General features: G+C 51.4%; 23 protein-coding genes and 2 tRNA genes. 13 read left to right on the forward strand and 12 right to left on the reverse strand.

Going from position 1 to position 25,054, the window contains the following annotated elements; genetic code table 11:
• Positions 1–4: 4 nt before the first annotated feature.
• The 5 genes from mreC to C8E01_RS02075 all read left to right on the forward strand — a co-directional run bounded on the left by mreC (position 5) and on the right by C8E01_RS02075 (position 5,117).
• The gene (mreC, locus tag C8E01_RS02055) at positions 5–868 is read left to right on the forward strand and encodes a rod shape-determining protein MreC (RefSeq protein ID WP_116541681.1); all 864 of its coding nucleotides are present in this window, start codon (positions 5–7) and stop codon (positions 866–868) included.
• Positions 861–1,385, forward strand: coding sequence for a hypothetical protein (locus C8E01_RS02060; protein ID WP_116541682.1), 525 nt, complete (start codon positions 861–863; stop codon positions 1,383–1,385). Before mreC ends, C8E01_RS02060 begins: the two co-directional genes overlap by 8 nt.
• Entirely contained in the window at positions 1,382–3,211 is a 1,830-nt protein-coding gene (gene mrdA, locus C8E01_RS02065; RefSeq protein WP_116541683.1) for a penicillin-binding protein 2, read from the forward strand. The genes C8E01_RS02060 and mrdA overlap by 4 nt, the downstream gene beginning before the upstream one ends.
• A gap of 3 nt (positions 3,212–3,214) precedes the next feature.
• Positions 3,215–4,540 carry a rod shape-determining protein RodA gene (gene rodA / locus C8E01_RS02070; protein ID WP_116541684.1) on the forward strand — a complete coding sequence of 442 codons (1,326 nt, stop codon included), beginning with the start codon at positions 3,215–3,217 and terminating at the stop codon, positions 4,538–4,540.
• Positions 4,541–4,835: 295 nt separating this feature from the next.
• A complete protein-coding gene (locus C8E01_RS02075) occupies positions 4,836–5,117 on the forward strand; it encodes a DUF4242 domain-containing protein (RefSeq protein ID WP_116541685.1) in 282 nt (93 codons plus the stop codon).
• A 135-nt stretch (positions 5,118–5,252) separates the two neighbouring features.
• Here C8E01_RS02075 and C8E01_RS02080 read toward each other — a convergent pair whose 3' ends face one another.
• From C8E01_RS02080 to mutS, 4 genes are all read right to left on the reverse strand, one after another.
• Complete coding sequence (locus C8E01_RS02080; protein WP_243409380.1) at positions 5,253–6,371, reverse strand: class I SAM-dependent methyltransferase; 1,119 nt, start codon at positions 6,369–6,371, stop codon at positions 5,253–5,255.
• 138 nt (positions 6,372–6,509) lie between these two features.
• Positions 6,510–6,593, reverse strand: a tRNA-Leu gene (locus C8E01_RS02085).
• A gap of 85 nt (positions 6,594–6,678) precedes the next feature.
• A tRNA-Gly gene (locus C8E01_RS02090) sits at positions 6,679–6,751 on the reverse strand.
• Between the two features lie 156 nt (positions 6,752–6,907).
• On the reverse strand, positions 6,908–9,538 hold the full coding sequence (gene mutS / locus C8E01_RS02095; protein ID WP_116541686.1) for a DNA mismatch repair protein MutS: 2,631 nt from the start codon (positions 9,536–9,538) through the stop codon (positions 6,908–6,910).
• A 627-nt stretch (positions 9,539–10,165) separates the two neighbouring features.
• On the opposite strand from mutS, the gene C8E01_RS02105 reads away from it, so the two are divergent.
• The 5 genes from C8E01_RS02105 to C8E01_RS02125 all read left to right on the forward strand — a co-directional run bounded on the left by C8E01_RS02105 (position 10,166) and on the right by C8E01_RS02125 (position 15,939).
• Positions 10,166–10,696 (forward strand): RNA methyltransferase, encoded by a 531-nt coding sequence (locus C8E01_RS02105; RefSeq protein WP_116541688.1) that lies wholly within the window; start codon positions 10,166–10,168, stop codon positions 10,694–10,696.
• A gap of 245 nt (positions 10,697–10,941) precedes the next feature.
• Positions 10,942–13,428, forward strand: coding sequence for an outer membrane beta-barrel family protein (locus C8E01_RS02110; protein ID WP_116541689.1), 2,487 nt, complete (start codon positions 10,942–10,944; stop codon positions 13,426–13,428).
• A gap of 397 nt (positions 13,429–13,825) precedes the next feature.
• Entirely contained in the window at positions 13,826–14,815 is a 990-nt protein-coding gene (locus C8E01_RS02115; RefSeq protein WP_243409381.1) for a dipeptidase, read from the forward strand.
• A gap of 179 nt (positions 14,816–14,994) precedes the next feature.
• Positions 14,995–15,180: a hypothetical protein gene (locus C8E01_RS02120; RefSeq protein WP_116541691.1), complete on the forward strand. Its 186-nt coding sequence runs from the start codon at positions 14,995–14,997 to the stop codon at positions 15,178–15,180.
• Positions 15,181–15,270: 90 nt separating this feature from the next.
• The gene (locus tag C8E01_RS02125) at positions 15,271–15,939 is read left to right on the forward strand and encodes a hypothetical protein (RefSeq protein ID WP_116541692.1); all 669 of its coding nucleotides are present in this window, start codon (positions 15,271–15,273) and stop codon (positions 15,937–15,939) included.
• A gap of 18 nt (positions 15,940–15,957) precedes the next feature.
• Here C8E01_RS02125 and C8E01_RS02130 read toward each other — a convergent pair whose 3' ends face one another.
• The 4 genes from C8E01_RS02130 to C8E01_RS02150 form a co-directional block, all read right to left on the reverse strand.
• The gene (locus C8E01_RS02130; RefSeq protein WP_116541693.1) at positions 15,958–16,512 is read right to left on the reverse strand and encodes a DUF4142 domain-containing protein; all 555 of its coding nucleotides are present in this window, start codon (positions 16,510–16,512) and stop codon (positions 15,958–15,960) included.
• Positions 16,513–16,615: 103 nt separating this feature from the next.
• Entirely contained in the window at positions 16,616–18,931 is a 2,316-nt protein-coding gene (locus C8E01_RS02135) for a M20/M25/M40 family metallo-hydrolase (protein ID WP_116541694.1), read from the reverse strand.
• 236 nt (positions 18,932–19,167) lie between these two features.
• The gene (locus C8E01_RS02145; protein ID WP_116541696.1) at positions 19,168–19,947 is read right to left on the reverse strand and encodes a TerC family protein; all 780 of its coding nucleotides are present in this window, start codon (positions 19,945–19,947) and stop codon (positions 19,168–19,170) included.
• A gap of 86 nt (positions 19,948–20,033) precedes the next feature.
• Positions 20,034–20,531, reverse strand: a complete 498-nt coding sequence (locus C8E01_RS02150; protein WP_116541697.1) for a YajQ family cyclic di-GMP-binding protein — start codon at positions 20,529–20,531, stop codon at positions 20,034–20,036.
• Between the two features lie 774 nt (positions 20,532–21,305).
• On the opposite strand from C8E01_RS02150, the gene C8E01_RS02155 reads away from it, so the two are divergent.
• Positions 21,306–21,737, forward strand: coding sequence for a GNAT family N-acetyltransferase (locus C8E01_RS02155; RefSeq protein WP_116541698.1), 432 nt, complete (start codon positions 21,306–21,308; stop codon positions 21,735–21,737).
• 12 nt (positions 21,738–21,749) lie between these two features.
• A complete protein-coding gene (locus C8E01_RS02160) occupies positions 21,750–22,298 on the forward strand; it encodes a lipocalin family protein (RefSeq protein ID WP_116541699.1) in 549 nt (182 codons plus the stop codon).
• 31 nt (positions 22,299–22,329) lie between these two features.
• On the opposite strand, the gene C8E01_RS02165 is transcribed toward C8E01_RS02160, so the two are convergent.
• Both C8E01_RS02165 and C8E01_RS02170 read right to left on the reverse strand, forming a co-directional pair.
• Positions 22,330–22,953: a hypothetical protein gene (locus C8E01_RS02165; protein ID WP_116541700.1), complete on the reverse strand. Its 624-nt coding sequence runs from the start codon at positions 22,951–22,953 to the stop codon at positions 22,330–22,332.
• Between the two features lie 10 nt (positions 22,954–22,963).
• Positions 22,964–23,392, reverse strand: coding sequence for a DUF4174 domain-containing protein (locus C8E01_RS02170; protein WP_243409382.1), 429 nt, complete (start codon positions 23,390–23,392; stop codon positions 22,964–22,966).
• A gap of 194 nt (positions 23,393–23,586) precedes the next feature.
• On the opposite strand from C8E01_RS02170, the gene C8E01_RS02175 reads away from it, so the two are divergent.
• Positions 23,587–24,111: a YfiT family bacillithiol transferase gene (locus C8E01_RS02175; RefSeq protein ID WP_116541701.1), complete on the forward strand. Its 525-nt coding sequence runs from the start codon at positions 23,587–23,589 to the stop codon at positions 24,109–24,111.
• A gap of 6 nt (positions 24,112–24,117) precedes the next feature.
• Here C8E01_RS02175 and C8E01_RS02180 read toward each other — a convergent pair whose 3' ends face one another.
• Positions 24,118–24,561, reverse strand: coding sequence for a hypothetical protein (locus C8E01_RS02180; RefSeq protein WP_116541702.1), 444 nt, complete (start codon positions 24,559–24,561; stop codon positions 24,118–24,120).
• A gap of 3 nt (positions 24,562–24,564) precedes the next feature.
• Positions 24,565–25,053 carry a hypothetical protein gene (locus C8E01_RS02185; protein WP_133242701.1) on the reverse strand — a complete coding sequence of 163 codons (489 nt, stop codon included), beginning with the start codon at positions 25,051–25,053 and terminating at the stop codon, positions 24,565–24,567.
• Position 25,054: the final 1 nt, after the last annotated feature.

Consider the following 25,054-nt stretch of genomic DNA (forward strand, 5'->3'; position numbering starts at 1 on the left):
CCGCATGCGGAATCTATTTGCATTTATTTATCGGTTCCGTGCATTCCTTCTCTTCGTGTTGCTGGAGGCACTCTGCATCTTCCTGATTGTGCGCTACAACACGTACCAGGGAGCCGCTATGTTTAACTCCGCCAACACCTATGTGGGGCGTGTGCTGGAGTTTCAAAGTGGCGTAACCGACTACTTCAGGCTGGCGTCTGTGAACAGTACGCTTGCCCAGGAGAATGCCGTGCTGCGCCAGCAACTCATGTCTTACAGGCAGGATGCCGATGCAGACAGCACCGATCAGCTCGACACGACCTTCTTTGCGTCTACCGATTCTGCCAAATCAGAGCCTTTTATTCTGCATGCCGGCCGTGTTATCAATAACTCGATCCGCCGCACGAACAATTACCTGACACTGGCAGCGGGCAGCCTGGATGGCGTGAAGCCGGGCATGGGCGTTATCTCCCCGAACGGGGCCGTAGGGCGCGTGAAAACCGTTTCGCGACACTATGCTACAGTTACCTCACTGTTGCACTCGCAGATGCTGATTTCGGCCAAGATCAAGAAGGACAACACCTTTGGCACCATTAAGTGGACGGGTGGCGACTACCGCACGGCCCTGCTCGATTACATACCGCTTCACGTGAAGCCCGAGCCCGGTGACACCGTGGTGACGAGCGGCTTTAATACGGTGTTCCCGGAAGGAATCATGATCGGCACGATCAGTGAGGTGGAGCGCGAGCTGGACAAGAGTTTTTATACCATTAGGGTGCAACTCTCCGTTGACTTCGCCCAACTCTCCTACGTGTATGTCGTGGAAAATCCGCAGCGTCCGGAGCAGGACACCCTTGAAACAGAAGCAGGAATACTCCCCCATGAATAACAGCCTAGGTATAAGACATATCGTGCAGTTTGTGGTATTTGTAGCCTTGCAAATACTGCTGATGGACAATCTGGTGCTTTTCGGCACCGGTTTCAGCTTTATCTACATTGCCTTTCTGCTTTTCCTGCCAATTGAGATGAACCGGGTCCTGCTCCTGTTCCTGGGCTTTACAGCGGGTTTTGCGGTCGACATTTTCTACGACACGATGGGTATACATGCGGCCGCCAGTGTGCTGCTGGCTTATTTAAGACCCATGATATTGAACCTTCTCACACCACGTGATGGTTACGATACGAATGATTCTGTGAACATACACATCATGGGTTGGCGCTGGTTTCTGGCTTACGCACTCACCCTGATCCTGGCGCACCACACGGCAGTGTTTCTCCTCGAGATTTTCAGCCTGGAGGGCTTGTCGGCAGCAGTGCCTAAAATCCTGCTGAGCGTGTTGTTCACAGGCGTTGTCATGGTCATTTTACAATTACTGTTCTTCTCCCTTAAGAGAGCGAATAGATGAACTACCTCGAAAACAGAAAATACGTCATACAAGCAATATTCCTGGTGGTGGGGGTGGTATACGCCTTGCGCCTTTTTTACATCCAGGTAGTGGATAGCAGCTATAAGCAGGCCGCTGAGACCAACGCGATCAAGACAGTCATCCAGTATCCTTTCCGGGGATTGATCTACGACCGCAACGGCGAGTTACTGGTACAAAACACACCCGTTTACGACCTGATGATCGTGCCCAAAGAGGCCCGGAACATCGACACACTGCGCCTGGCCAGCATGCTCGACATCACGCTGGAAGATGCCCGCGAGCGCTTCAAAAAAGCCCGTGCCTACTCCTGGGTAAAGCCCTCTATCTTTCAGCAGATGCTGAGCACACAGGATTTTGCCCACATACAGGACAATCTGATCGACTTTCCCGGCTTTTACATCAACGCCCGTACAGCTCGCGGATATCCGCACCAGAGTCTGGGGCATGCGCTGGGCTATATCGCTGAAATCAGCCCGAAGCAGCTCGAAGACAGCACCTACGCAGGCTACCGCCCAGGCGACTACATCGGCAAAGCAGGTATAGAGATGGCTTACGAAAAGTACCTGATGGGCAAGCGAGGCGTCAAATACAAGATGGTGAACGTGCGCGGTATCGACAAGGGCTCTTTTAAAGACGGCGCTTACGATACGCTCTCCATAGCCGGCCAGAACATGGTGAGCACCATCGACCTGGACCTGCAGGCCTATGGCGAACACCTTATGAATGGGGCTAAAGGCAGTATTGTGGCCATCGAACCGAAAACCGGCGAGATACTGGCTTACATTTCTGCTCCATTCTATGACCCGAACCTGTTTACGGGCAAAGACTACGGCAAAAACTACATGCAATTGCTGCAGGACCCGGACAAGACCATGTTCAACCGCCCGATCATGGCCGACCGCAACCCGCCGGGCTCTATTTTTAAACTGACGCAGGCTTTGATCGCACTGGAAGATGGCGTGATAAACCCGAACACAAGGTATGCCTGTAACAAATCGTTGGTGAATTGCCACCCGCACCCCTCGCCGCTCGATTTGCGCGGTGCCGTGCAGCACTCCTGCAATCCGTGGTTCTTCCAGGCTTACAAGGCGCTCATTAATCAGGGCAAGTCCAAAAATACGTTTACCGACACATCGATTGGCCTGAGAGACTGGCGCGAGCATGTGCTGACTTTCGGCTTCGGCAAGAAACTGGGCATCGATATACCGGGCGAGAAGTCAGGCATTATCGCCTCCACTGACCTGTACGATCGCGTGTATGGCAAAGATCGCTGGAAATACTCCACCATTTATTCCCTCAGTATCGGTCAGGGCGAACTGGGTGTAACACCGTTGCAGATGGCGAACTTTATGGCCGTAGTCGCCAATAAGGGTTATTATGTAACCCCACACCTCATCCGCTCGATCGGCGAGGACGGCAAGCCGCTGGCAGAGAACTACGAACGTCATTATACCTCTGTGAAGCCACATCACTTTGATCCGATCATAGAGGGTATGGCCGAGGTGGTGCGCGCGGGTACAGGACGTAAGGCTAGCCTCGGGAAAGTAGGTATAACCGTTTGCGGCAAAACCGGAACGGCCCAGAATCCGCAGGGCCCTGACCATGCCGTGTTTGTGGCTTTTGCCCCTATGGAAGACCCGAAGATTGCCATCGCGGTGTATGTGGAGCACGGTAAGTGGGGCGGACAGTCAGCGGCTCCAATTGCGGGCCTGATGATTGAGCAGTACCTGACGGACACGGTGACGATCAAAGAGCAGGAGAAGTGGGTATTGAGCCGTGAGTATTTGAATATTAAATCGAAGTAAGGTATGTCAACAACGCAACATCGTGTACTTGGAGGAAAGATCGTGCAGCCCAGCAGCCGCCGCCAGTCAACCAGCGTATTTGGCAACTTGGACTGGTTCACGGTGCTCATCTACTTTGTGTTGGTGGCGCTGGGCTGGATGAATATCTACGCCGTAGTGTACAGCCCCGACAACGTGGTGAACATCTTCAGCTTCGACATCAACTCTGGAAAACAACTTGTCTGGATAGGTACTGGCGTTATTTTGATGATCGTCCTCCTGGTTGTTGATAACAAGGTGTACGAGCACCTCGCCTACCCTATTTATGGCGCCATTATCCTGCTGCTGCTCTTTACGCTTGCCGTGGCCAACCCCGTGGCAGGCTCCCGCTCCTGGCTCGACCTGGGTGGAGGTATACGCCTGCAGCCCGCCGAGTTAGCCAAATTCGCCACGGCATTGGCCATCTCTAAATTCCTGAGTCAGGTTAGCTTGCGCCAACAACGCATGAAGGACCAAATGATCCTGGCGGCCATTACTTTCTTGCCTGCTGTCATTATCATCTTACAAAACGAAACGGGTTCGGCCCTTGTCTTCGGCGCCTTCATTTTGGCTTTCTTCCGGGAGGGCATGTCGCCTCTGATCCTGATCATTGGGGGTTCTGCGGCGGCCATCTTCATCCTGACCCTGCTCGTACCCAAGTTGTACCTGCTCATCGGGATCGCGGCACTCATGGGCCTGGCCATGTTCCTGGATTACCGTCTCATGCGCCGCTTTAAAACCATGATCGCGCTGTTTGTTTTGGTGTTAGGCATGGTTTTCAGTGTGGATTATTTTGTGAATGACATCCTGCAACCGCACCAGCAGAACCGTATCAAAGCACTCATCAACCCCGAGGCAGATCCGCTGGGCTATGGCTGGAACGTGACGCAATCGAAGATCGCGATTGGTTCGGGTGGATTCTGGGGCAAGGGTTTCCTGGAGGGGACGCAGACCAAGTTCGACTTCGTGCCCGAGCAAAGCACCGACTTCATCTTCTGTACCATTGGCGAGGAACACGGCTGGGTAGGCAGCACCATTCTGATTGCCCTCTTCCTGCTGCTGATGATGCGCATTGTCTACATTGCTGAACGGCAGAAGTCCGTATTCGGCCGCACCTATGGCTATTGCGTGGTTTCGGTCATCTTCTTCCACTTCGTCATTAACGTGGGCATGACCATTGGTCTGGCGCCTGTGGTAGGTATACCGCTGCCTTTCTTCAGCTACGGCGGTTCTTCGCTGTGGTCGTTTACCATCCTGCTCTTCATCCTGCTAGCCATCGATGCGAACAGGAACAGGGAATTAGTGCGATAAAGTATACACTCTATTTTCACAGGTAGTAAAAACTAAGCCCATGTAGAATTCCTGCATGGGCTTAGTTTTTAAAAGGCTCAACCACTTTCTACTATTGAAACGACCGGAAGCCTCTTTAACTGATAACCCCAGGTCAACTTGGTCCTATAAAACAGGTCATTCACCAAATTGCTCCTGTTAAGCTCAGCCTATTGAAGACACAAAACGTTACGATTAGGTAGCCACCTACCCTTCTACTGCTGCAGTCAGAGATCACCTACAGCAAAAATCAAATAGACAAACTAAATAAAATAAGATGCCTAAGTATGTAATTGAAAGAGAAGTTCCGGGCGCCGGTAATTTAACGCAGGAACAGTTACAGTCCATTTCACAGACTTCCTGTGGCGTACTGGATAACATGGGCCCAAAAATACAATGGGTACACAGCTATGTGACGGATGACAAAATCTATTGTATATACAATGCACCAGACGAGCAAATGGTGCGGGAGCATGCGAAGCAAGGTGGCTTTCCGGCAAACTCTGTAAAGAGAGTGTATGCCATGATAGATCCGGTCACCGCAGAGCAACCGGTTTAGAAACTTCGGGTGTGAGCTTTAAACTCAACTAGTGCGGCAACGAACCGCTGCTTCTCTATCGAAGGATGAAGTAACAGATGCAGGCTGGCTAAAGCCAGTAGCAGGTATGGCTTTATCTTTTCTACCTAATACAATTCAGGCGTTATACCTGATTTTCGAAGTATAGGTCGGTTTACTGATGGCCTGTCCGGTCTTAGGATTGATAAAGCGCACTTTGTTTTGTCTAAGCAGCCGCTCATAAGCCTGCTTATAGTTCTCTAAAATGTAGTGGGTGCCGATACTGTGCTTCTCGTATACCTGCTGCAATGCCATGTTATTGTACTCCCGCGCATTTTGCAGCAAATCCTTCATTAAGCTTTCAATTGAAAATTTGTAATGCTCATGAAACAAGGACATCTGCTGCGCTTGCAGGTTTGCCCCAAACAAAGGGACTCCGTCTTCCTGGTAGTCGCTATACCCTCCCAGCAGCTCTTTGACCTTAGTATAAATCTGTGCTGACATAGAAGCCAGCACAAGGTATTGATTGGTCTGTCTCCTGTCCGGATAGTTTATTCTGAAGCTTAAGGTATAGAAGCCTTTGCTGCTGAAGATCTCTTCAAAGCAGCTTAGCAAATACTCTTCCCGTCTCTCAGCGTTCCTGTTTTGCTTGTAAAAGCCCCTAATCCGCTCCAGCCGCTCCCCAAAGATTTCCTGAAGCAAACTATTAGCCTTGGCTTTCCTCACCGCAGCCTCCAAAGCTTTCGGGCAGAAAAGCATCAGCAAGTCTGAGGTCCCAGCCTGGACAGCCTGAAGCAGGAGTTGTTGTGAAAAACCTTCACTGACAGGATTAAGAAAAGTGAGAGCCGGTTGCCCCGTATCCAGAATCTGTGCTGCCAGCATCTCCTCGCGCTCCTCAAGCAGCATGACCGGCGAGTGCACTAAGTCCTGATAAAACGGAAGTTGCTCTATCTTCTTCTCCAGCTCTGCCAAGGCAGACTGGTCGGCGTCATAAAAGATCGTTTTTATTCCCTGGTTCAGATCAAGTCGGGAGCCAGTGCTTTTGTATACCTGCCGTAGCAGTTGCAAGGTAGCTGGCGCCGGCTCGCCACTATCCAGACCAGCCACTAAGTCAATGAAGGGTATTGGGGGAGGCGGATTAGATGGTTGCTGCAGCTTAGTGGCCGCCCATACCTCGAAAAAGCGGGGCAATAGCTCAGCTTTGATTTCTGAGGCTGTCCTTTCAATCTTGAAGAAGTCGCTAGGTACTGTGGGCATTTAGTGTGATAATGACTACTGTTTAGGCAAATTGCAACTGCCTAATAGGGCTATATTCTAAAATCGCTAGATTAGCACATTGTATAAATGTAAAAGCCCTTGCAACATGTGTTACAAGGGCTTTCTCAGTTTATTCAGTACCAGGAGCGGGAATCGAACCCGCACGAGCTTGCGCTCACAAGATTTTAAGTCTTGCGTGTCTACCAGTTCCACCATCCCGGCGCCTTCCGAAACGTTTTTCGGAGGGGTGACTTTAAAAAACAAAGACGTTGCTTATCACAACGTCTTTATCAATTTGCCTTTTTTGAGCGGGAGACGAGGTTCGAACTCGCGACCTCGACCTTGGCAAGGTCGCGCTCTACCAACTGAGCTACTCCCGCTTTTAGTCATTCCCTAAACCCCCTTAGCGATTTAGTGATACAAAGATATAGACAAAATTTCAGAAGTCAAGAGGCAGCGTTAAAATTTTCCATCACTTTTTCACTTTACACTGATTTTCAGAGAGAAAATTTTCATACCCAGCCCGGCTATACCATTCAGCGCACCGGTTCGCCTTTATCTTTTAACAATAATTTGAGCTCATTGAGTTTCAAAAGTGCCTCTACAGGCGTGATCGTGTTAATATCGAGCTGTTCCATCAGCTCTTTCACACGCTGCAGTTGCGGGTCCTGCAGCTCGAACATGCTCAGCTGGTAGTTGTTTTTAGGCGCTGACTTCATTCGCTGCTTCGGTGCCTGCTCCGATACTTTCTCTTTTTCCAGGTGGTGCATGATCTCATCGGCACGCAATACAACACTATTTGGCATACCAGCCATCTGGGCCACGTGTATACCAAAGCTATGCTCGCTACCACCTTCTACCAGTTTGCGCATGAACAAAATCTTCCCCCCCGTCTCCTTCACCGACACGTTGAAGTTCTTCACGCGTGTCAGGTCCTCGGCCAGTTGGTTGAGCTCGTGGTAGTGTGTGGCGAAAAGCGTTTTTGCCCGGTATTTCGGGTGGTTGTGCAGGTGCTCCACAATGGCCCAGGCAATCGAAATTCCGTCGTAGGTACTCGTCCCGCGCCCGATCTCGTCCATCAGTACCAAGCTGCGGTCCGAGAGGTTGTTCAAAATGCTGGCTGTCTCGGTCATCTCCACCATAAAGGTCGACTCGCCCTTCGAGAGGTTATCAGATGCTCCCACACGGGTAAAGATCTTGTCGATAATACCGATGTTGGCAGCCTCTGCCGGCACAAAGCAACCGATCTGCGCCATCAGCACGATCAGGGCTGTCTGGCGTAACAGGGCACTTTTACCGGCCATGTTCGGACCCGTGATGATGATGACCTGCTGCTCTTCGTTGTCAAGGTAAATGTCGTTGGGCACATACTCCTCTCCCAGCGGCAATTGTTTTTCGATGACCGGATGGCGGCCTTTCCGGATATTCAGCACATGACTCTCGCTCACCTCCGGCTTCACGTAGTTGCCGGCCACGGCTATACCTGCAAAAGCGCTTAGGCAGTCAATCACGGCGATTACTTTGGCGTTTTGTTGTATCTGCCCCACATAGTCCATGGCCTGCAGCACCAGTTCGTTGAAGAGGCCAAACTCGATGGTATAGATGCGCTCCTCCGCATTGAGAATCTTCTCCTCGTAAGTCTTGAGCTCCTCGGTGATGTAACGCTCGGCATTCACCAGGGTCTGCTTGCGGATCCAGCTGGCCGGCACCTTATCTTTATGCGCGTGCGTCACCTCCAGGTAATAGCCAAATACCTTATTATAGGCAATTTTAAGGGAGCTTATACCTGTGTTCTTCACCTCCCGCTGTTGCAGTTGGGCCAGGTAGTCCTTGCCCGAAAAGGCGATACTGCGCAGTTCGTCCAGCTCCTCGTTCACCCCATCATTGATCATGTTGCCTTGGTTGGTGAGCATCGGGGCATCCGGCTTCAGGATGTTCTTGATTTCCTCCCGCAGCCCGTCGCAAGGCGCCAGTTGGTCGGCCAGCTTTACGAGCGCAGGTATACCGCTGGCAGCCAGCATTTTCTTGATAGGCTGAATGGCGTCCAGTGCTTTGGCCAGTTGCATCAGTTCCCTTGGGTTCACGCGGCGCACGGCCACTTTGGAGATGAGTCGCTCAAGGTCGTTGATCTGCTTGAGGTGCAGGTATAGCTCATCCAATAGTTCCGTATGCTGGGTGAGCGCCTCCACTGTGTCAAGGCGGCGCCTGATCTGCACCACATCCTTTAGTGGCAGCACGACCCACTTCTTGAGCAAACGGGCCCCCATCGGCGTTGTGGTCTGATCGAGTATCTGTATCAGCGGCACACCATCCTGATTCTGCGGGTATACCAGTTCGAGGTTGCGCACCGTGAAGCGGTCGAGCCAAACGTACTTATCCTCCTCCAGTCGGGAGATAGTGGCGATGTGGCTGATCTCGTGGTGGTGCGTTTCTGAGAGGTAATGCAAAATAGCTCCCGCCGACGTAATCGCCTCCTGCATACCTTCTATCCCGAAGCCTTTTAGCGAGGTGGTATTAAAATGCCGTGTCAGGGACTCGTAAGCAAAGTCGTGACTGAACACCCACTCCTCTAAGGCATAATAGCGAAAGTCAGGTCCATAACTCTGGAAGAAGGTTTCTTTCTCGCGCTTGCAAAATAGCACCTCCGCTGGCGCCAGGCTCTGCAGCAATTTACCCACGTAGTTTTTGTCGCCCTGCGCCGTGATGAACTCCCCTGTGGAGATGTCCAGAAAAGAAACACCTGCCTCGGTTTTGCCGAAATGCACGGCCGCCAGGTAGTTGTTGCTGCGTCGCTCGAGCACTTGGTCATTAAAAGACACACCAGGTGTTACCAGTTCGGTCACACCTCGCTTAACGATGCCTTTCACCGATTTCGGGTCCTCGAGCTGGTCGCAGATGGCCACGCGCTCCCCAGCACGTACCAGTTTGGGCAGGTAGGTGTCGAGGGAGTGATGCGGGAATCCGGCCAGCGCTGTCTCAGAACTTGAGCCAGCACCGCGCTTGGTCAGCACGATGTCCAATATCTTGCTGGCCCTGATGGCGTCCTCACCAAAGGTTTCGTAGAAGTCCCCTACCCTGAATAGCAGCAGCGCCCCCGGATGCTTCGCCTTGATGGCGTTGTATTGTTTCATCAGTGGGGTAACTGTGCCGTTATCTCCTCCTTTCATACCTGTATATCTTTGTTGGGATGGTTATCCCGATTAAACTAAATTAAGTTGTACTGCATGGCGCGAGCATCCTCGCTCGTTATTTTGGGGCCTTTGGCCCAAGGATAGCTTACTTTGCTTTGAAGCAACCGCTCTTACAGGTATAACAACTTGCATTGTGCTATAGCTTCGCCTGTGCGGCGGGCACCTACTTTTTTTCTTGACAAAAAAATCGAGGGGCCCTACCCCCAGTAGGCAAAAAAGTCAAGACGATTTTAAACTCGCTGACCGCTCAAACACAAAATCGTCGCTGGTGCACCTGGCTAGTGTTATTTATTTCATAGCTTCCGGGGCAAGTTACTTTTGCTATACCTGCCAGTGGTTCGTGCTACGGAGGCTATATCTACAAACTGGCAGTAACAGCAATCCCCTCTTGAACGGAGCAGGGGTGTGTTAAATCAGTAAGAGTACCAATATGCGACACCTAAGAAGCTATACCTGGAAGATGGCAGAACAGAATCCTGTCAATCCTAAAATCCTGTAAACCCTGATTCAGACAACCCTTCTTCGTACCTTTGCACCCAGGTATATACAGTGCTATACCTTCGTCAGAAACAATTTAACCCAACACCCTTTACCAACAACCCAATGCGCAAGCTCTCCATGGACGACCTCAACCGCGACTCGGTTGAAGAATTCAAAAATAAGAAAAAAATACCGTTAGTCTTGGTGCTCGACAATGTGCGCAGCCTCAATAACGTGGGCTCGGTTTTCCGTACGGCCGACGCCTTTATGGTCGAGAAGGTATACCTGTGTGGCATCACTGGCACACCGCCGCATCGTGATATTGAGAAAACAGCGCTGGGCGCTACAGAGTCTGTAGAATGGGAACATGTGCCGGATACTCTGGAACTGGTGAAGCATTTGAAAACGCAGGGCTATCAGATTGGCTCGGTGGAGCAGGCGGTGAACAGCGTAAAGCTGAACAAGTTTATACCTGAACCGGAGCAGCATTATGTCCTGGTGCTCGGCAATGAGGTGTTTGGGGTGGAGCAGGACGTGATCAACGAGTCTGATTTTGTGCTGGAAATTCCTCAATTCGGAACCAAGCACTCGCTCAATATTTCTGTGGCTACAGGTGTGGTGGTGTGGGATTTTCTGAGCAAAATCACTAGCTAACCAACTGTCACCTAGACCCTTTCTACTATATCTATATTTTTTCGGGATTTTTACCCGCTCTCTTTAAACCTTTGCAGCCGAAGCCTGTCTTACCTACGGCTAAAAGTTGAGCCGGGGGAAACCGCCATTTCCGTTAAAAGAACAGCGGCGTACCCCGGTTATTACCTTTCCCTTCCAACCCCATCTGCTGCCCATACACCCTGAGGCGACAAAAGCACCTTCTTTGAATACCCGTATAAGACACTATGAGAACCTATACATTACAATTCCCTTTCGTTCTTTTTCTACTATTTATCTCCAGTACCACGCTTCTGGCTCAGGCACAACCGCAAGCTACCACACAGGGCCGAATCTCAGGTACTGTGCAGGACGAAGAAACCAAATCCCCACTCGGATTTGCCAATATTGTGCTCCTTACCGCCCGCGACTCCAGCCTGGTAACCGGCGCCACCTCTGATATAGAGGGAAAATTTGAGCTGGCCCGCGTGCCACAAGGGAATTTCATTTTGCGCATTTCCTCGGTAGGCTATCCTACTAAATTCATACCCAACATCGCCATCTCGGCAACTAGCACTAATTTGCAACTAGGCGCTATACCTGTGCGAGGAGGCGCTACGCGGCTGAAAGAAGTGCAGATTGTGACGGAGCGGCCCATCGTATCATTCGAACTGGACAAACGGGTGGTCAACGTAAGCCAGGACATCAATGCTGAAAGCGGCTCGGTGGCCGAGGTGATGCAAAATCTTCCATCAGTAACTGTGGACGTGGATGGCAACGTGAGCATGCGTGGAAGCTCCAACGTCACCATCCTCGTGGACGGCAAGCGCTCCGCCCTCTCTAACCTTACCCTCGACCAGATTCCCGCTAACCTGATCGAAAGCATCGAACTGATCACGAATCCATCCTCCAAGTATAACCCGGAAGGAACATCGGGCATTATCAACCTGGTGCTGAAGAAGGAGAAAAAGCCTGGCTTCAATGGTTCTGCCTCTGTTACGGCTGGCACCTATGACAACTACAACACCTCGCTCAACCTGAACTACCGCTACTACAAGTGGTCTCTGAATTCGGGCTACGACTTCAGGCAGCGCTCCAGACCGGGGTGGAACAACAGCACTACCACCAACTTCCATCTCAACGACCTCGGCCAGCAGGACAGTACCAGCTACCGCCTGCAGGAAGGCACGCGCAACAGCAAGGACATCTCGCACAGTTTCCGGTTGGGTGCCGACTACTTCCTCACACCCAAGCACACGCTGTCGGCCTCCGGTATCTACCGCTTCGGCCGCGACACGGGGTATAACAACATCTTGTACCGCTTCGAGGATGAGAACCGCCGTTTGGTGAGCACCCGGACACGCGACACCAACGAGGAGGAAAACGAGAACGCCGTCGATGTGACGCTGGGCTACCGCCAGACCTTCGAACGAAAAGGGCAGGAACTGACAGCCGACATTGTCTACAACACCAACATAGACGACGAAGTGGCACTATTCAATGAGAGGAATGGCTTGCAGGACGCTTTCCCGGAGATGCAGCAAACATTGGTGGACGATGCCAACCGGGAGATAGTTGCCAAAGCCGATTACGTGCACCCCATCTCAGAGAACAGCCGTTTTGAGGCCGGCTTCCGAAGTTCCTTTGAGCGCCTGGATGAGGATTCCCGTTTCTTTAACCGGAACAACGAGACCGGCGAAATGGTGTACAGCACCGATCAGAGCAACCACTTTGTCTTCGACCAGAACATCTACTCTGTCTATTCCAACTACAGCAACAAATATAAGTCCATCAGTTACCAGGTCGGGTTGCGGGCTGAGCAGACCGTGACCAAGACAGACCTGCGCACCGAGGACAGAAAGAGTGACAATAACTACTTCAGCCTCTTTCCGACCTTCTTCATCACCAAGGACTTCAACCCCGAAAACAAGCTCCAGTTCAGCTACAGCCGCCGCATCAACCGGCCACGAAGCCGTTTCCTGAATCCATTTGTGGACCGCTCAGACCGCTTCAGTGTAAACTACGGCAACCCAGAGCTGAAGCCGGAGTTCGTTAATTCCCTGGAGTTGGGCTATCTGAAGTACTGGGGCGAGGCCTCTATTAATGCGACTGTTTTTTATCGCCATACCTTGGATGAGATTGAGCGTTTCCGGATGGGGACCAACGTCATCGTCGGCAACGACACCATACCTGCCACCGAAACTACTTTCCTGAATATCTCCGATAACCGGGCCTACGGGGCAGAACTTGGATTCAATTACCCCGCTACAAATTGGTGGCGCATTAACGGCAGCATCTCCGGTTTCCGGACGCAGCTCAACACCACACAGGGCGATACGGAACTGAGCAACGCGCAATTCAGCTGGAACTCGAAGGTGAACTCTACCTTTACCGTCTGGGAAGACCTAAACATCCAGTTGTCTGGTTTCTACCGCGCTCCGACGGCTGACATCCAGGGCCGCATGGAGCAGATGTTTAGCGCTGATGTGGCTATGAAGAAAGACGTGCTCAAAAAGAACGGCACCATCTCGCTTCGGGTGTCGGATGTGTTCAACACGCGGCAGTTCAACTTCCTGAGCTTTGGCCCTGAGTTCAGAACCGAAAGCGAGAACCGTCGCCAGAGCCGCATCATTTACCTGGGCTTTACCTACCGCCTCAACAGCGAGGGCAACAACCGCGAACGTCGCCGGCCAAACGAGCAGAACGGCGGAGACGACGATGGTTTTGACAACTAATAAAACTGAATTTAATAAGAGGCCGGGGAGAAATCTCCGGCCTCTTTGTTTGTCTGCCTTTCCCACTAGTCATTCCTTCTTTCGTCGTAATAACAAGTGAGAGAGGCATTTCTCCGCCTGGGAGCAGGGACGTTTCATTCTAGGAAAACGAGTTCAAAATATATTGTCATTCTGCTAAGAAACTTGGTTGAAGGGAGTTTAAGCCTATACTACTGGCGGGGGTAGGGGCCCTCTTTACCAATATCCTTTCAGGATGACAATAAACGGCCCTGCTCCTGGGAGTAGCAGGTTAATCAATGGCACGATAATATTGTAGAACACACAGCTATACCTTCTGCCTTGCTTCTCCGTATCTTAGACCGAATAAAAAATCAACTCCATGACTGCCCCTGCCCGAATGCCTATTATAGACCTGCACTGCGACCTACTGGTATACCTGTCGGATGTACCTGATTCAGCCATTGACAACGTAGCTGAGATCGGGTGCTCGTTGCCAGCCCTCACGCAGGGCAACGTGCGGTTGCAGACGATGGCCATTTATTGCGCCACTGCGCCGGGAAGCACCAATTATGCTCACCTGCAGGCCGAAATATTCCGCAAGCTGGCCACAGACGAACGCAGCTGCCTGACGGCGGTAACGGATACAGAATCATTAAAGAATGCTCTAAGTGGCAATGGAGACATCGGCATGATTGCCTCCATCGAAAACGCCTCCGGCTTTTGCGAAGAGGACGAACCGCTGGAAGATGGTTTTAAGAAACTGGAGAAAATCATCGAAGCGGTGGAGCGGCTTTTGTACATCAGTTTCACCCACCACCTGGGCAACCGCTTTGGGGGCGGCAACATGACGGACAGGGGCATCTCCCGCGACGGCAAAATGCTGCTCGACTACCTGCACGGCCGCCGCATCGCCGTGGACTTTTCACACACCAGCGACGCTCTGGCGTACGACATCCTCGAGCACATCGACCGCGAAAGGCTCGACATACCCATTATGGCCAGTCACTCTAATTTCCGGCCGGTATGGGAGCACAACCGCAACCTGCCTGACGAGATTGCACAGGAGATCGTACGCCGGCAGGGGCTAATCGGTATAAATTTTCTGCGGGCCTTTGTGAACAATGAGCAGCCCGAGGCCTTGCTGCAGCACATACTGTATGGCTTTGAGAAAGGAGCTGAAAACAGCATCTGCTTCGGAGCCGACTATTTCTATACCCTCGATTCGCCAGACTTGAGCCGTGTGCCTTACTATTTTAAAGAGCACGCGCACGCGGGCACCAGCTATACCTACCTGCTGGAGCAGTTGCAGAAAACGCTCTCACAGCCACAGCTCGAGAAACTCGCCTTCGGGAATGCACAGCGCTTCATGGAGCGCATCTGGTCTTGATTCAGGCTTTAATCCTATACCTTATAGTAGCTGGCTTAGCTATTTTCGGTTTGAAATCTTGTGCTGAAAATAATATTTATTATATTTAGAGTGGACTATATAGAGGTTGTCCAAAACAGTCTATTCACTGTTACAACACGTTCCTCTTTTTCAGGTCTTTCACCTTACAAAAAGCCACTATGAAATTCATCGGACTGTTTCTCCTTCTTGCTGGGCTGGTTTCGCTCGTTATCGGTTTCACAGGCGCCAACTCGCTGGTATTGAACTGGGTCAACCAGTGGGGAGAAGGTATCGGCTGGGCCATACGGGCGGGCGTTACGGCGCTCGGTGGGGTATTGTACTATATTTACCGACACGAAGATTAAGGCCATTCGCTTATTTTCTATATAGAAACTTTGCCATGTGCAAACAAACTCCGTATACGCAAATAATGTACACTAAATGCCGAATCAGCCATGGACTCTCCGCAGTACGCACCATATTATGTTCAGATAAATGAGCTCTACATAGACACGGTTGTAATAGACGACACGGAGTTTATCACCCTATGGTGTTTTACTGTGCTCGATGATGAGTACAAGTTCATTTACCTGGGCTGCGACTTCACACAGTTCAACCAGATCCTGATCGGTGCCGGTGACAAAGGCAAGGAGATTGCCCTGCACATGGCCAACGTGCTCAACAGTGAGCACGACTCTCCTACCCTGGTGCCTATAAAAGAGCAGTTTGATGACTACCTGGAGCTCACTGGTTTCGATTTGATTGTGTATGAGCCATTAGCGGTGGATGATGAACTGGAGGATGAGTATGACGACGACGATGACCTCCCGCTGGAGCAACTTTTGGGCGGTGGCAGCAAGCGCTCCGACAATACCTCGCAGAAGTACCTGATCTACCAACTCGACAAGCTATACCCTTCCAAGATCTTCGAGCCCGAGAAGCTGCAACGCGAAAACTTGACAGAACAGTTTGAGGATGACTCGCTGGAACTGGCGCAGCTCTACTACGATTACCTGAACGCCTCAGAAAATGGCTACTCCGAATGCGAAGCCCGCCAAGTGGCAGGTCTGGAGAAAGACCTCTTCTTCCGGATGGCCCGCAAGGCGGCCGATCTCTGGAGCTAAGTTTATACCCTGCTATACCTACCTGACGCTGTCGTACTGCGCAGCCAATTGCAGGCGTGCCCGCAGCTGAAGCTGCATCTCGTTTACCCAATTCCGGACTTCTTCTTCCTCTGCTATTAATAGCATTTCGCTGTAGTTATCCAGTTGTGCTTGCTGCGCTGTATAAACGTGTTCCTTGTAGCGTTCTTCAAAAGCGGCACCGGTCAGTTCCCCAAACTCTTCTACAGTGGCCCTGTCAGCCGACCCCAGCGAGTCGGGCAGGCTGTTATTCAGTCCTTCTGCTCTGGCAACTTGTTGCAATTGCTTCATAGCCTGGTTGTAAAAGTCCAGCATGTCGGTACTCAGTGCTTTAACTTCTTCGGATTGCGCACGCTCCGTAGCAAGTCGTGCCAACTCGGCCTGCAGCATAGTCGTGCTGGCGGCATAGTCTATGAAGGCGGCGCTGCGGCTCATTTCTTTTACGACAGGAGGCGCGTCCGTTTTAGTATATTCGGTTTTGGGACTTTCGTCGCAGGCGATCATCAGCAAAAGCACAAGCCCGAAGGCCAGGGTGAGTAGTTTATCGGTGAGCATATATCAGGGTGCACAGGGTGTCTTCTATAGCTATACCGTATACTCAGCATCACAAGTTATGCCCTATCCCTAAAATCATTCAAAAGTGCAGCAATGCCTTGGTTTAGAACCGGTACGTCTTCCGCACCAACGTCAGATTGCTCTCACGGCCCTGCTCCGGAATAACGTGAGCTGGCATTGGTTTGCGTACCAGTTGCTGCGGCAGGCCAATGCTCACATCGTACAGGTATAGCTGCAGACTGCTGCTTTGTTTCAGGCGCACTTCCAACTCTACTTCCTTGGAGTCCGGTAGTCCGTGCACTTTCGCAAAGTACACCGCTCCTTGCGCCGTTTTCATAGGCCCCAGGGTGAGTGCCTCACCGTTGATGGCGGCTCCCAGCATACCTCCTTCCTCTGAGGGCTGCAGCACCAGGTCCAGGTGGGCGGCTCCGCGCGGCGACTGCAGCCGGATGGTCAGCACACGCTCGCCGGGGGCTATCGCTTCGTTCACCAAGCTAGCGACAGGTGCTTGCACAGGTATAACTTCTGCGTTGTTTTTCAGGTATTCCCGTGCAGCCATCGGGTATATTTCGGTCAGTGCTCCGGTCGTGGGGCTAGGGAAAAATTGCTGGTTCCACTCATCGGTGCGCTTGAAAGCAGAGGCCCAGACGGCCACATGCTCATCAGCATTGAGGTAGTAGCTCACGTGGCTATGCAAAGGTTGCCCGGCACTCGGCTTTTCCGCATCAATAGCCCGGAACAGCTGTATACCACCCACAAAAAGCAACAACGCGGGCAAGAGGGGCAGTGCGCGCCAACCGAAGCTCCGCTCTATGGTGACCAGCAAAGGTATAGACAGTCCGGCTAGCAGAAGCAGCGTGGCCACCGTGGCTACGGGCATCTGCAGGGCAAATACCACAAACAGGAACCTGACGAGCGGCATCAGCATAAAAATAGCGGGCACTATACCTACCAGCAACACCAGCGCATACCCCCAGCCAACCGGCTGCAGGTGCAGGTCTTTCAGGAAAAGCACCAGCATGGCTAGCAGGCAGAAAAGCAGCGGAAACATGAACAGATAAGCAGCAGCAGGTACCAACACCAAGGCGGCCACCATCAGGGCAAACCAGACCAGGCAAACACCCATGGCAAGTGCAAACACTGACATCCAGCGCAACAACAACCAACCCAGCAACAGCATCAGCCCCAGCGCCAGCAACAGGTAGCCCATAAAGAACCGCCCCTCTCCGTATACACCGTTCATCTCGTGGCTGTAAGGCAGCATGGCTTTTATAAAGTTCGTTACCGGGAAGGTTAGCCCAACCACAATGCCCACCAACAGCAGGAAGCCTAAAAAACCGCCCACTAGTTGGGGCACCGAAAAAGCTTTCCGGCGAACACCTACCACCAGGCAGGCCAGCAGCAGCACTGTGGTTAGTGTTGCCCACAGCAGATTCCAACCAGCCGGGTACTGCACCAGCCAGCTGCTTACCGGGTTAAAGAAAATCTTGTCCTGCGCCTTGGTATTGTCGAGCGACACGTTGCCCAGATGCCGTACCAGCGCCAGCATGTTGCTGCCATGGTGCTGCAGGCTGTTGCGGTCCAGGTTCTCGGGTGAATCGGTCATTTTATGGTAGTGCACGAATCCGTCGATGAAGGCAGAATTCACGCCCGTATACCCGGCATCGCGAAACACGGTGAAGTCGGTGTTGTTGGGCAGGTTGCGGTATACCTCGTACATCATGGAACTGGCAAATGGGTAGGGCGCCGCTGCGGCAAACTGCTCCACGATCCAGCCGTTTTCGGGGCTTATCTCAAAGGTCATGCTCGGGCCGGCGTTGCCGCGCGCCTCCACATTAATCACGACACCCACCTCTTCCGCCCAGGGGTGTTTCAGGAAAGCCTTGGCCCCGTACAAGCCATACTCCTCGCCATCCGTCATCAGGAAAATAACGTCGTGCTGCAACGGCTCGCCTAGCTGCAGGGCGCGGGCTGTTTCCAGCATGGCGGCTATACCTGCGCCATCGTCACCAGCACCGGGGGTGTTGGGTTGCGAATCGTAGTGCGCCATTACCAGCACGGCTTTGCCGCCTGGTTGTGTGCCTTTCAGGCGGCCCAGGAGGTTGTACACGTAGCCCACATTGCTGCTTTCACCCAGGGGGTTTACAATTACTTGTTCCTGTACCTGAGGCTGCAGCCCCAGCATCTCCATTTGTTTTAGCAGATACCGCCTTGCCTCTGCATGGCCTGCCGTGCCCATCGCATGAGGTTGGCTGGCCACTTTCCGCACATGCGCCATGGCTCGCTCCGCCGAGAATTCGGTGTCAGGCGCATCGGCCGGTAGCGCCTCCGGTGGACTCATCAGGCTGACGCTGTACACACTCAAGCCCACAAGGGCGATCAGCAGAAAGAGGGCTACGAGATAAGGTCTTTTAGACATGGCCAGGTATACGGTGGTTCTGTACGGTTAATATAGCAAATTCCTATGTATGTCTTTTACTTTCTCCTGTCTGCCATGATGGTTGATGCGGGGCAACGCCCATACCTTTCTCACCCTGCTTTCCATATTTTGTTTATGCCAGTACCAGATGCCTTTGGGACAACTACTAATTCACAAAAAGCAAAAATCCCCGACAGGTATACTGCCGGGGATTTTGCAAAGAGCTCTAAACAGATTTAGCGTGACGGATCACCTTCGGCCAGAACTTCGTTCTGACGCAGATGCACAGGCTCGGTTTTCTTGCGCAGCTTCAGGTTGAGCATTTCCACCATCAGCGAGAAGAACATGGCGAAGTAAATGTAGCCTTTCGGGATGTGCTGGTGCAGCGCCTCCACCACCAGCATAAAGCCGATGAGTAGCAGGAAGGAAAGCGCCAGCATCTTCACGGTCGGGTGCTTGTTCACAAATTCACTCACGTACTTGGCGAAGACCAGCATGATGCCCATCGCGATGATCACGGCAATCACCATCACCAGGATCTCCTGCGCCAAACCAACAGCGGTCAGAATGGAGTCGAAAGAGAACACAATGTCGATCAGGATGATCTGGATGAGCACTTTGCCCAGCGTTGCTGTTCCCTGACCGGCATCGTGGCCTTCTACTTCGCCCTCGAGTTTGTTGTGGATCTCGGTCACGGATTTAGCCAACAGGAACAAGCCCCCGGCAAACAGAATAATGTCGCGCCAAGACACCGGGAAGTCCTCGTCTGTGAACGGCAGGTTGATCGAGAAGATTGGGTTGCTGGCACTCACGATCCAGGCGATGAACATCAGGAGGATGATCCGGAAAACCAATGCCAGCGTCAAGCCGATGTTGCGCCCCTTAGCCTGTTGCTCTTTAGGCAATCGGCTTACAATGATCGAGATGAACACAATGTTGTCGATGCCAAGCACCACCTCCATGAAGGTCAGCGTCAGCAAACTTATCCAGGTGTCCGGATTAGCGAATATTTCCATAAGGTGAGTGTTAAATTGTTACATGGCTAAATTGTTAAATGGTTGCCGTCAGCTAAAAACAATTTAACCATTCAACAATGTAACCATTAAGATTTCATGTTGACATACTGAAGCGGCATACCTATTTCTTCGGCGTTTGTACGCAAAACGGCGATCACTTGCTGCAAGTCGTCTATTTTTTTGCCAGTCACCCGGATGGTTTCATCCATGATGGCAGGAGACACTTTCACCTTGCTGTCTTTGATCAGCTTCATGATCTTTTTGGAAGTCTCTTTGTCGATGCCGGCTTTCACCTTGATGTCTTTCTTCACCATGGCGCCAGATGCATAGGCCTCTTTGGAGAAGTCGAGGGCAGTGGCGTCTAGGCCTTGTTTCACCATTTTGCTGATGAGCACATCCTCGGTATGCTGCAGGCGCATGTCGTTCTCCATGCTGATGTGCACTTCGTTGTTCTTCTTGTCGAACTCCAGCGAACCTTTGGTGTCGCGGAAGTCGTAGCGGTTCATGATTTCCTTGCGGGCCACGTTCACCGCATTGTCCATAATCTGCGGATCTACTTTGCTGATGATATCGAAAGATGCCATAGTTTTTCGGGTTAGGTTAAATGATAAGATTTACACGGTTTATAAGCTGCAAAGTTATTTATTGAATTGTTGATTGCTAATTGTTGGTTGCTGATTGTTTTTGTTGGAAGGTTGATTTTAGATTGTTAATGGTTGAATTGCTAAATGGTTAAATTGTTGAATGGTTAATTGTTGATTGTTGAATGAATGCAACGCGCGGGATTTTCTGTCTGAATCAGGATTTTCAGGATTAAAGGATCTTTAGGATTTTCATGCACGATTAAACACACCCCTACCCCTTCTTTGTCGAGGGCCCCTACCCCTAAGAAGACTTTGCCGACTTTTGCTTTCCTGGTTGTCATCCTGAAAGGATCTTGGTTGAAGGGAGGTTAAGCAGTTGCTATAACATACTCCTGCACCCCTCGATAGGGGATTTTCTACTACCCAATCACAGGTATAAGCGCTGTAGTTTCAGTTACAGACCACTGGCAGGTATAGCAAGACTAACTTGCACCTCAGCTATGGAATAGATAACATCAGCCAGGTGCACCACACGACGCTCCACTGTTCGAGCGGTCAGCGAGTTTGGAGCGTCTTGATTTTTTTGCTTACTTTTTTCATCAAGGAAAAAAGTAAGGCCCCGCCGGCCAGGCGAAGCTACAAAGCAATTAAGGTTGCTATATCTGCGAAAGCGGTAACTATATCACTCGCCCGCTGCCAAGCGAAAACCTAAATCCCCGCTATACCTACAACACCACATTTTATACTAAACTTGCAGTATAAAATCACTACCACATGAGAGTCATAGAACCTGCTACACCCGAACAATTGAAACAATACTACCAACTGCGCTACGACACGCTGCGCAAGCCCTGGGACCAACCCGAGGGCAGCGAACGTGCCGATGATGATGAGCAGGCTATACATGCCATGCTGGTGGATGATAACAACGAGGCAGTAGGCGTTTGCCGTCTGCACCTGAACACGCCGCAGGAAGGACAGATCCGCTTTATAGGTGTGCGGGCAGACAAGCAGGGCCTTCGCCTCGGCGACCAACTGCTCAGCTACCTCGATGCCCGCGCGCGACAGCTTGGGGCTACCGACATGACCTTACAGGCCCGCGAAAATGCCGTAAACTTTTACCGTCGCAATGGGTATGAAGTAGTAGAAAAAACATACCTGTTGTTTGGCTCTATCCAGCACTACAAAATGGCCAAGCAACTCTAACACGTTGCAAGTATGGCTTTAGACAAAAACAAAAAACTTATCCTGACAGCCGGGGCCGTGCTGATCGGCGCTGCCATTATAAGCAGCTGCAGCAGCACAAACGCTCCGCTCGAAACGGTGCCCAGCGTGGACCTGGAACGCTACGTAGGCAAGTGGTATGAAATCGCTTCCATCCCACAGCGCTTCACCAAAGGCTGCCGCTGCACCACCGCCGACTATAAACTAAATGCTGAGAAAGGCTATGTGGAGGTATATAACTCCTGCCTGAAAGAAGGCAAAACAAGTGATGTGAAGGGAAAGGCTTTTCCGGTAGAGGGCAGCAATAACAGCAAGCTCAGGGTGCAGTTCTTCTGGCCTTTTAAGGGTGATTATTGGATACTGGAGCTCGATCCGGAATATCGCTATGTAATGGTGGGTGCTCCAGACCGTGAAAGCCTCTGGTTCCTCTCCCGCACTCCTACCATGGATGATGCCACCTACGCCAGACTAGAGCAGATGGCCAATGCCAAGGGCTTCCCGGTAGAACAGTTGCAAATGACGGATCAGCAGTGCGCTGAGTAGTTTTCCCTGAATCTATACCTGCGCCTGGTGATTAATACGCCCGCCACAACCCTGTCGTATCTTCTGCGGCGGCACCGTCAATAGGTATAGGAGATTCCTGCAACACCGGGTCCTCTTCCTGGTTAAAGCGATCAGCGCTGGATACAAAAGCTACGATGCCCAACAGGAGCAGAAAAACAAAAGGGATGACCAGATTGCCATAAAAGAAATTGCGCAGCGGCTCGTGCAGTTTCTGGAAGCGCTTCAGGTATAGGAAAAGCAGCACGCCCACCAAAATGTAGAGCGGAATGACCGCATAGAAAATCACCTGCCAGCCAAACCAGTTTTGGTAGCGAAAGATAAGCGCCAGCAACCCCGTCACCAGCGAAAAACTACAGAAAGCACCCAACAGTGCGAGCCAAACGTTCGATACGATGTAGAAAAAAGACAGGCCGACCTGCACCAGCAATAGCAGCATGAGCACGGCCATGGCAAATACGAACACAAAACTGCCGCCCGTCAGTCCCAAAAATTTCATGGCTACACCCACCACTGCCATACCCATCGCGATGTAGAGCAACAGCGTGAACGAACGGATGAACGAAATCAACTGATGTCGTACATCTGCTATCAGTGATGGTTCCTCGCGTCTAAGAGGGCGTTGGTCAAAGTTCATGACAGTAGCTTTAGTCCTGTTTACGCATTTCCTGTCGGCGCATCGGCATCTGGTCGATTATTTTAAAGACCTCCTCTATGGGCACTGCTTTCTGGGTGCGGTATTTTTCCAGTCCGTCTTTCCCCAGCAAAAGCAAGGTATAACTGCCTGCTTCCACTTTGAATTTCTTTAGCAGGTCCTTGCGCATACGTGCCGCATTGCTACCGGGCGCCAGTTCCAGCACCACGAGTTGTCGCTCTGTTATACCTTGCTGGCTATTACTAACTATCTCTTTCTGCCTGATCAGTTGTGGATCATCTGCCGAGGGTGCAAAGAGCAGCAAAAGTCTGTTTTCCCATTTGTAATCCTCCAGATTCATCTCTTTTTTCTTTTGCGCCTGTGCCACCAATGGCAGCAGCATCAGGCAAAGTACAGTCACACTTAACAATTGCTTTCCCATACTCTTTTCCTACGAGTGTTGTAATCAGCAGGGTGTAATACCATGAGTCATAACCGCGATAGCTCTATATCATATGCAAAGCGCCACCTTCATCAACCGGAAGTGGCGCTTTGCATTATGGCAACAGTAGTATCTGCAGAAAACAGGTATAAGGTTGACAGTATTCTCTATATTTATCACTTCGAAGACAAATTATGGACAAACTTCGCTACCCCATCGGTCAGTTCGACCTTGACGCAAGCATTTCAGAGGATCAACTTAACCTGTACATTCTCTCTATTGGCAGCCTTCCTACCAGAGTGGCACAGGTCGTTGCCCACCTCTCAGATGAGCAACTGGATACGCCTTACCGCCCCGGTGGGTGGACTGTGCGCCAGGTTGTGCACCACCTGCCAGACAGCCACCTAAATGGCTATACCCGCCAAAAACTGGCCCTGACTGAGGAGAATCCTACTATCCGTCCTTATGATGAAGTAGCCTGGACTGAGCTTCCGGAGGCCAAGACAGCAGACCCGGGTGTTTCGCTCACACTGCTCCATGCCTTGCACCAGCGCTGGGTCCTGATGCTGCACCAACTTTCTGCCGAGCAGTTGGACCGCACGTTTGTGCACCCGACTTCTGGCCAGCAGACCATTCGGCAGCACATCGGCCTCTATGCCTGGCATGGCGAGCATCACCTGGCACATATTACTGAATTGAAGAAAAGAATGGATTGGTAAAAGCAGCTATTGCAGGTTCTTCACATAAACTGAATCCGCTGATTGATAATAGAGGGTATCCTGCCGCTTGTTCGTGAGCAGCACAGTCTGGGCTTTGTGATCCAGTGACAAGGCTTCGGAAGTTTCGAAGTCGCCGGTGTCGCGTTTGAGGGCTCCGTTCAGAATGATGAGCTTGAAGAAAAGAATAAATCCGACCACCGCCAGGGTATGCACAAGGAGGGCTCCTTTGTTATGCGCGTCGGCTGGTGTCGTAAATACACTGATCAACCGCCTGATTAGCAGCACAGCGCCTATTACTAGCACCAGTAACCCCACCAGGTGGTATGCTGCAGGTGCATGTGCGTATTCCCAGCCAAACAGCAGGTAAGTGAGCCAGACCAGTGCAGTACCGCCTGCATAGTACGCAAGCCCACGTGCTATACCTGCTATAAACTTCTTCTCGGTGCGCATATCCTATCCCCGTAATTCCATTTCAGTCAGGTCGCGCAGTTCTGCCTGCAGGTCCTGTGCGATTTGTTGCATTTCCTGCATGGCCAGCTCTTTTGTTTTGCGTTGGAGCAGGTGCAGTTTCACATTATCCGACAGCTTGATGTAGCCATCGTATTTCACAAATTGGAAGACACTCATCGACGCCCTCGACTCGCTCACTTGCTTGTAGTTTTTCTTTTTCAGGTATAGGAAATCGATGCCAGCCAGGGGTAACATTTTACCAAATGTTATACCTGCAAAACGTACCCCTTCGCGATAGGTCCTATTTGCCAGGTCAAACTCTGTGCGGTAGTGCGTAAGCTGCGTAACGATGGCAGTTGGAAGAAAAGCGTAAGCTGCTACCGAGCCGTTAATAATCATCGTGATGGCAAGGGCAGTGGTAATCCAGCCGAACGCGCGGGCGCTCGCACTGAAGTAGTGGCCTGTGTTATAGCTGTGTGAAGTTGCTGCCATG

This window comes from Pontibacter virosus (assembly GCF_003096355.1).
In the GTDB taxonomy this organism is placed as follows: domain Bacteria; phylum Bacteroidota; class Bacteroidia; order Cytophagales; family Hymenobacteraceae; genus Pontibacter; species Pontibacter virosus.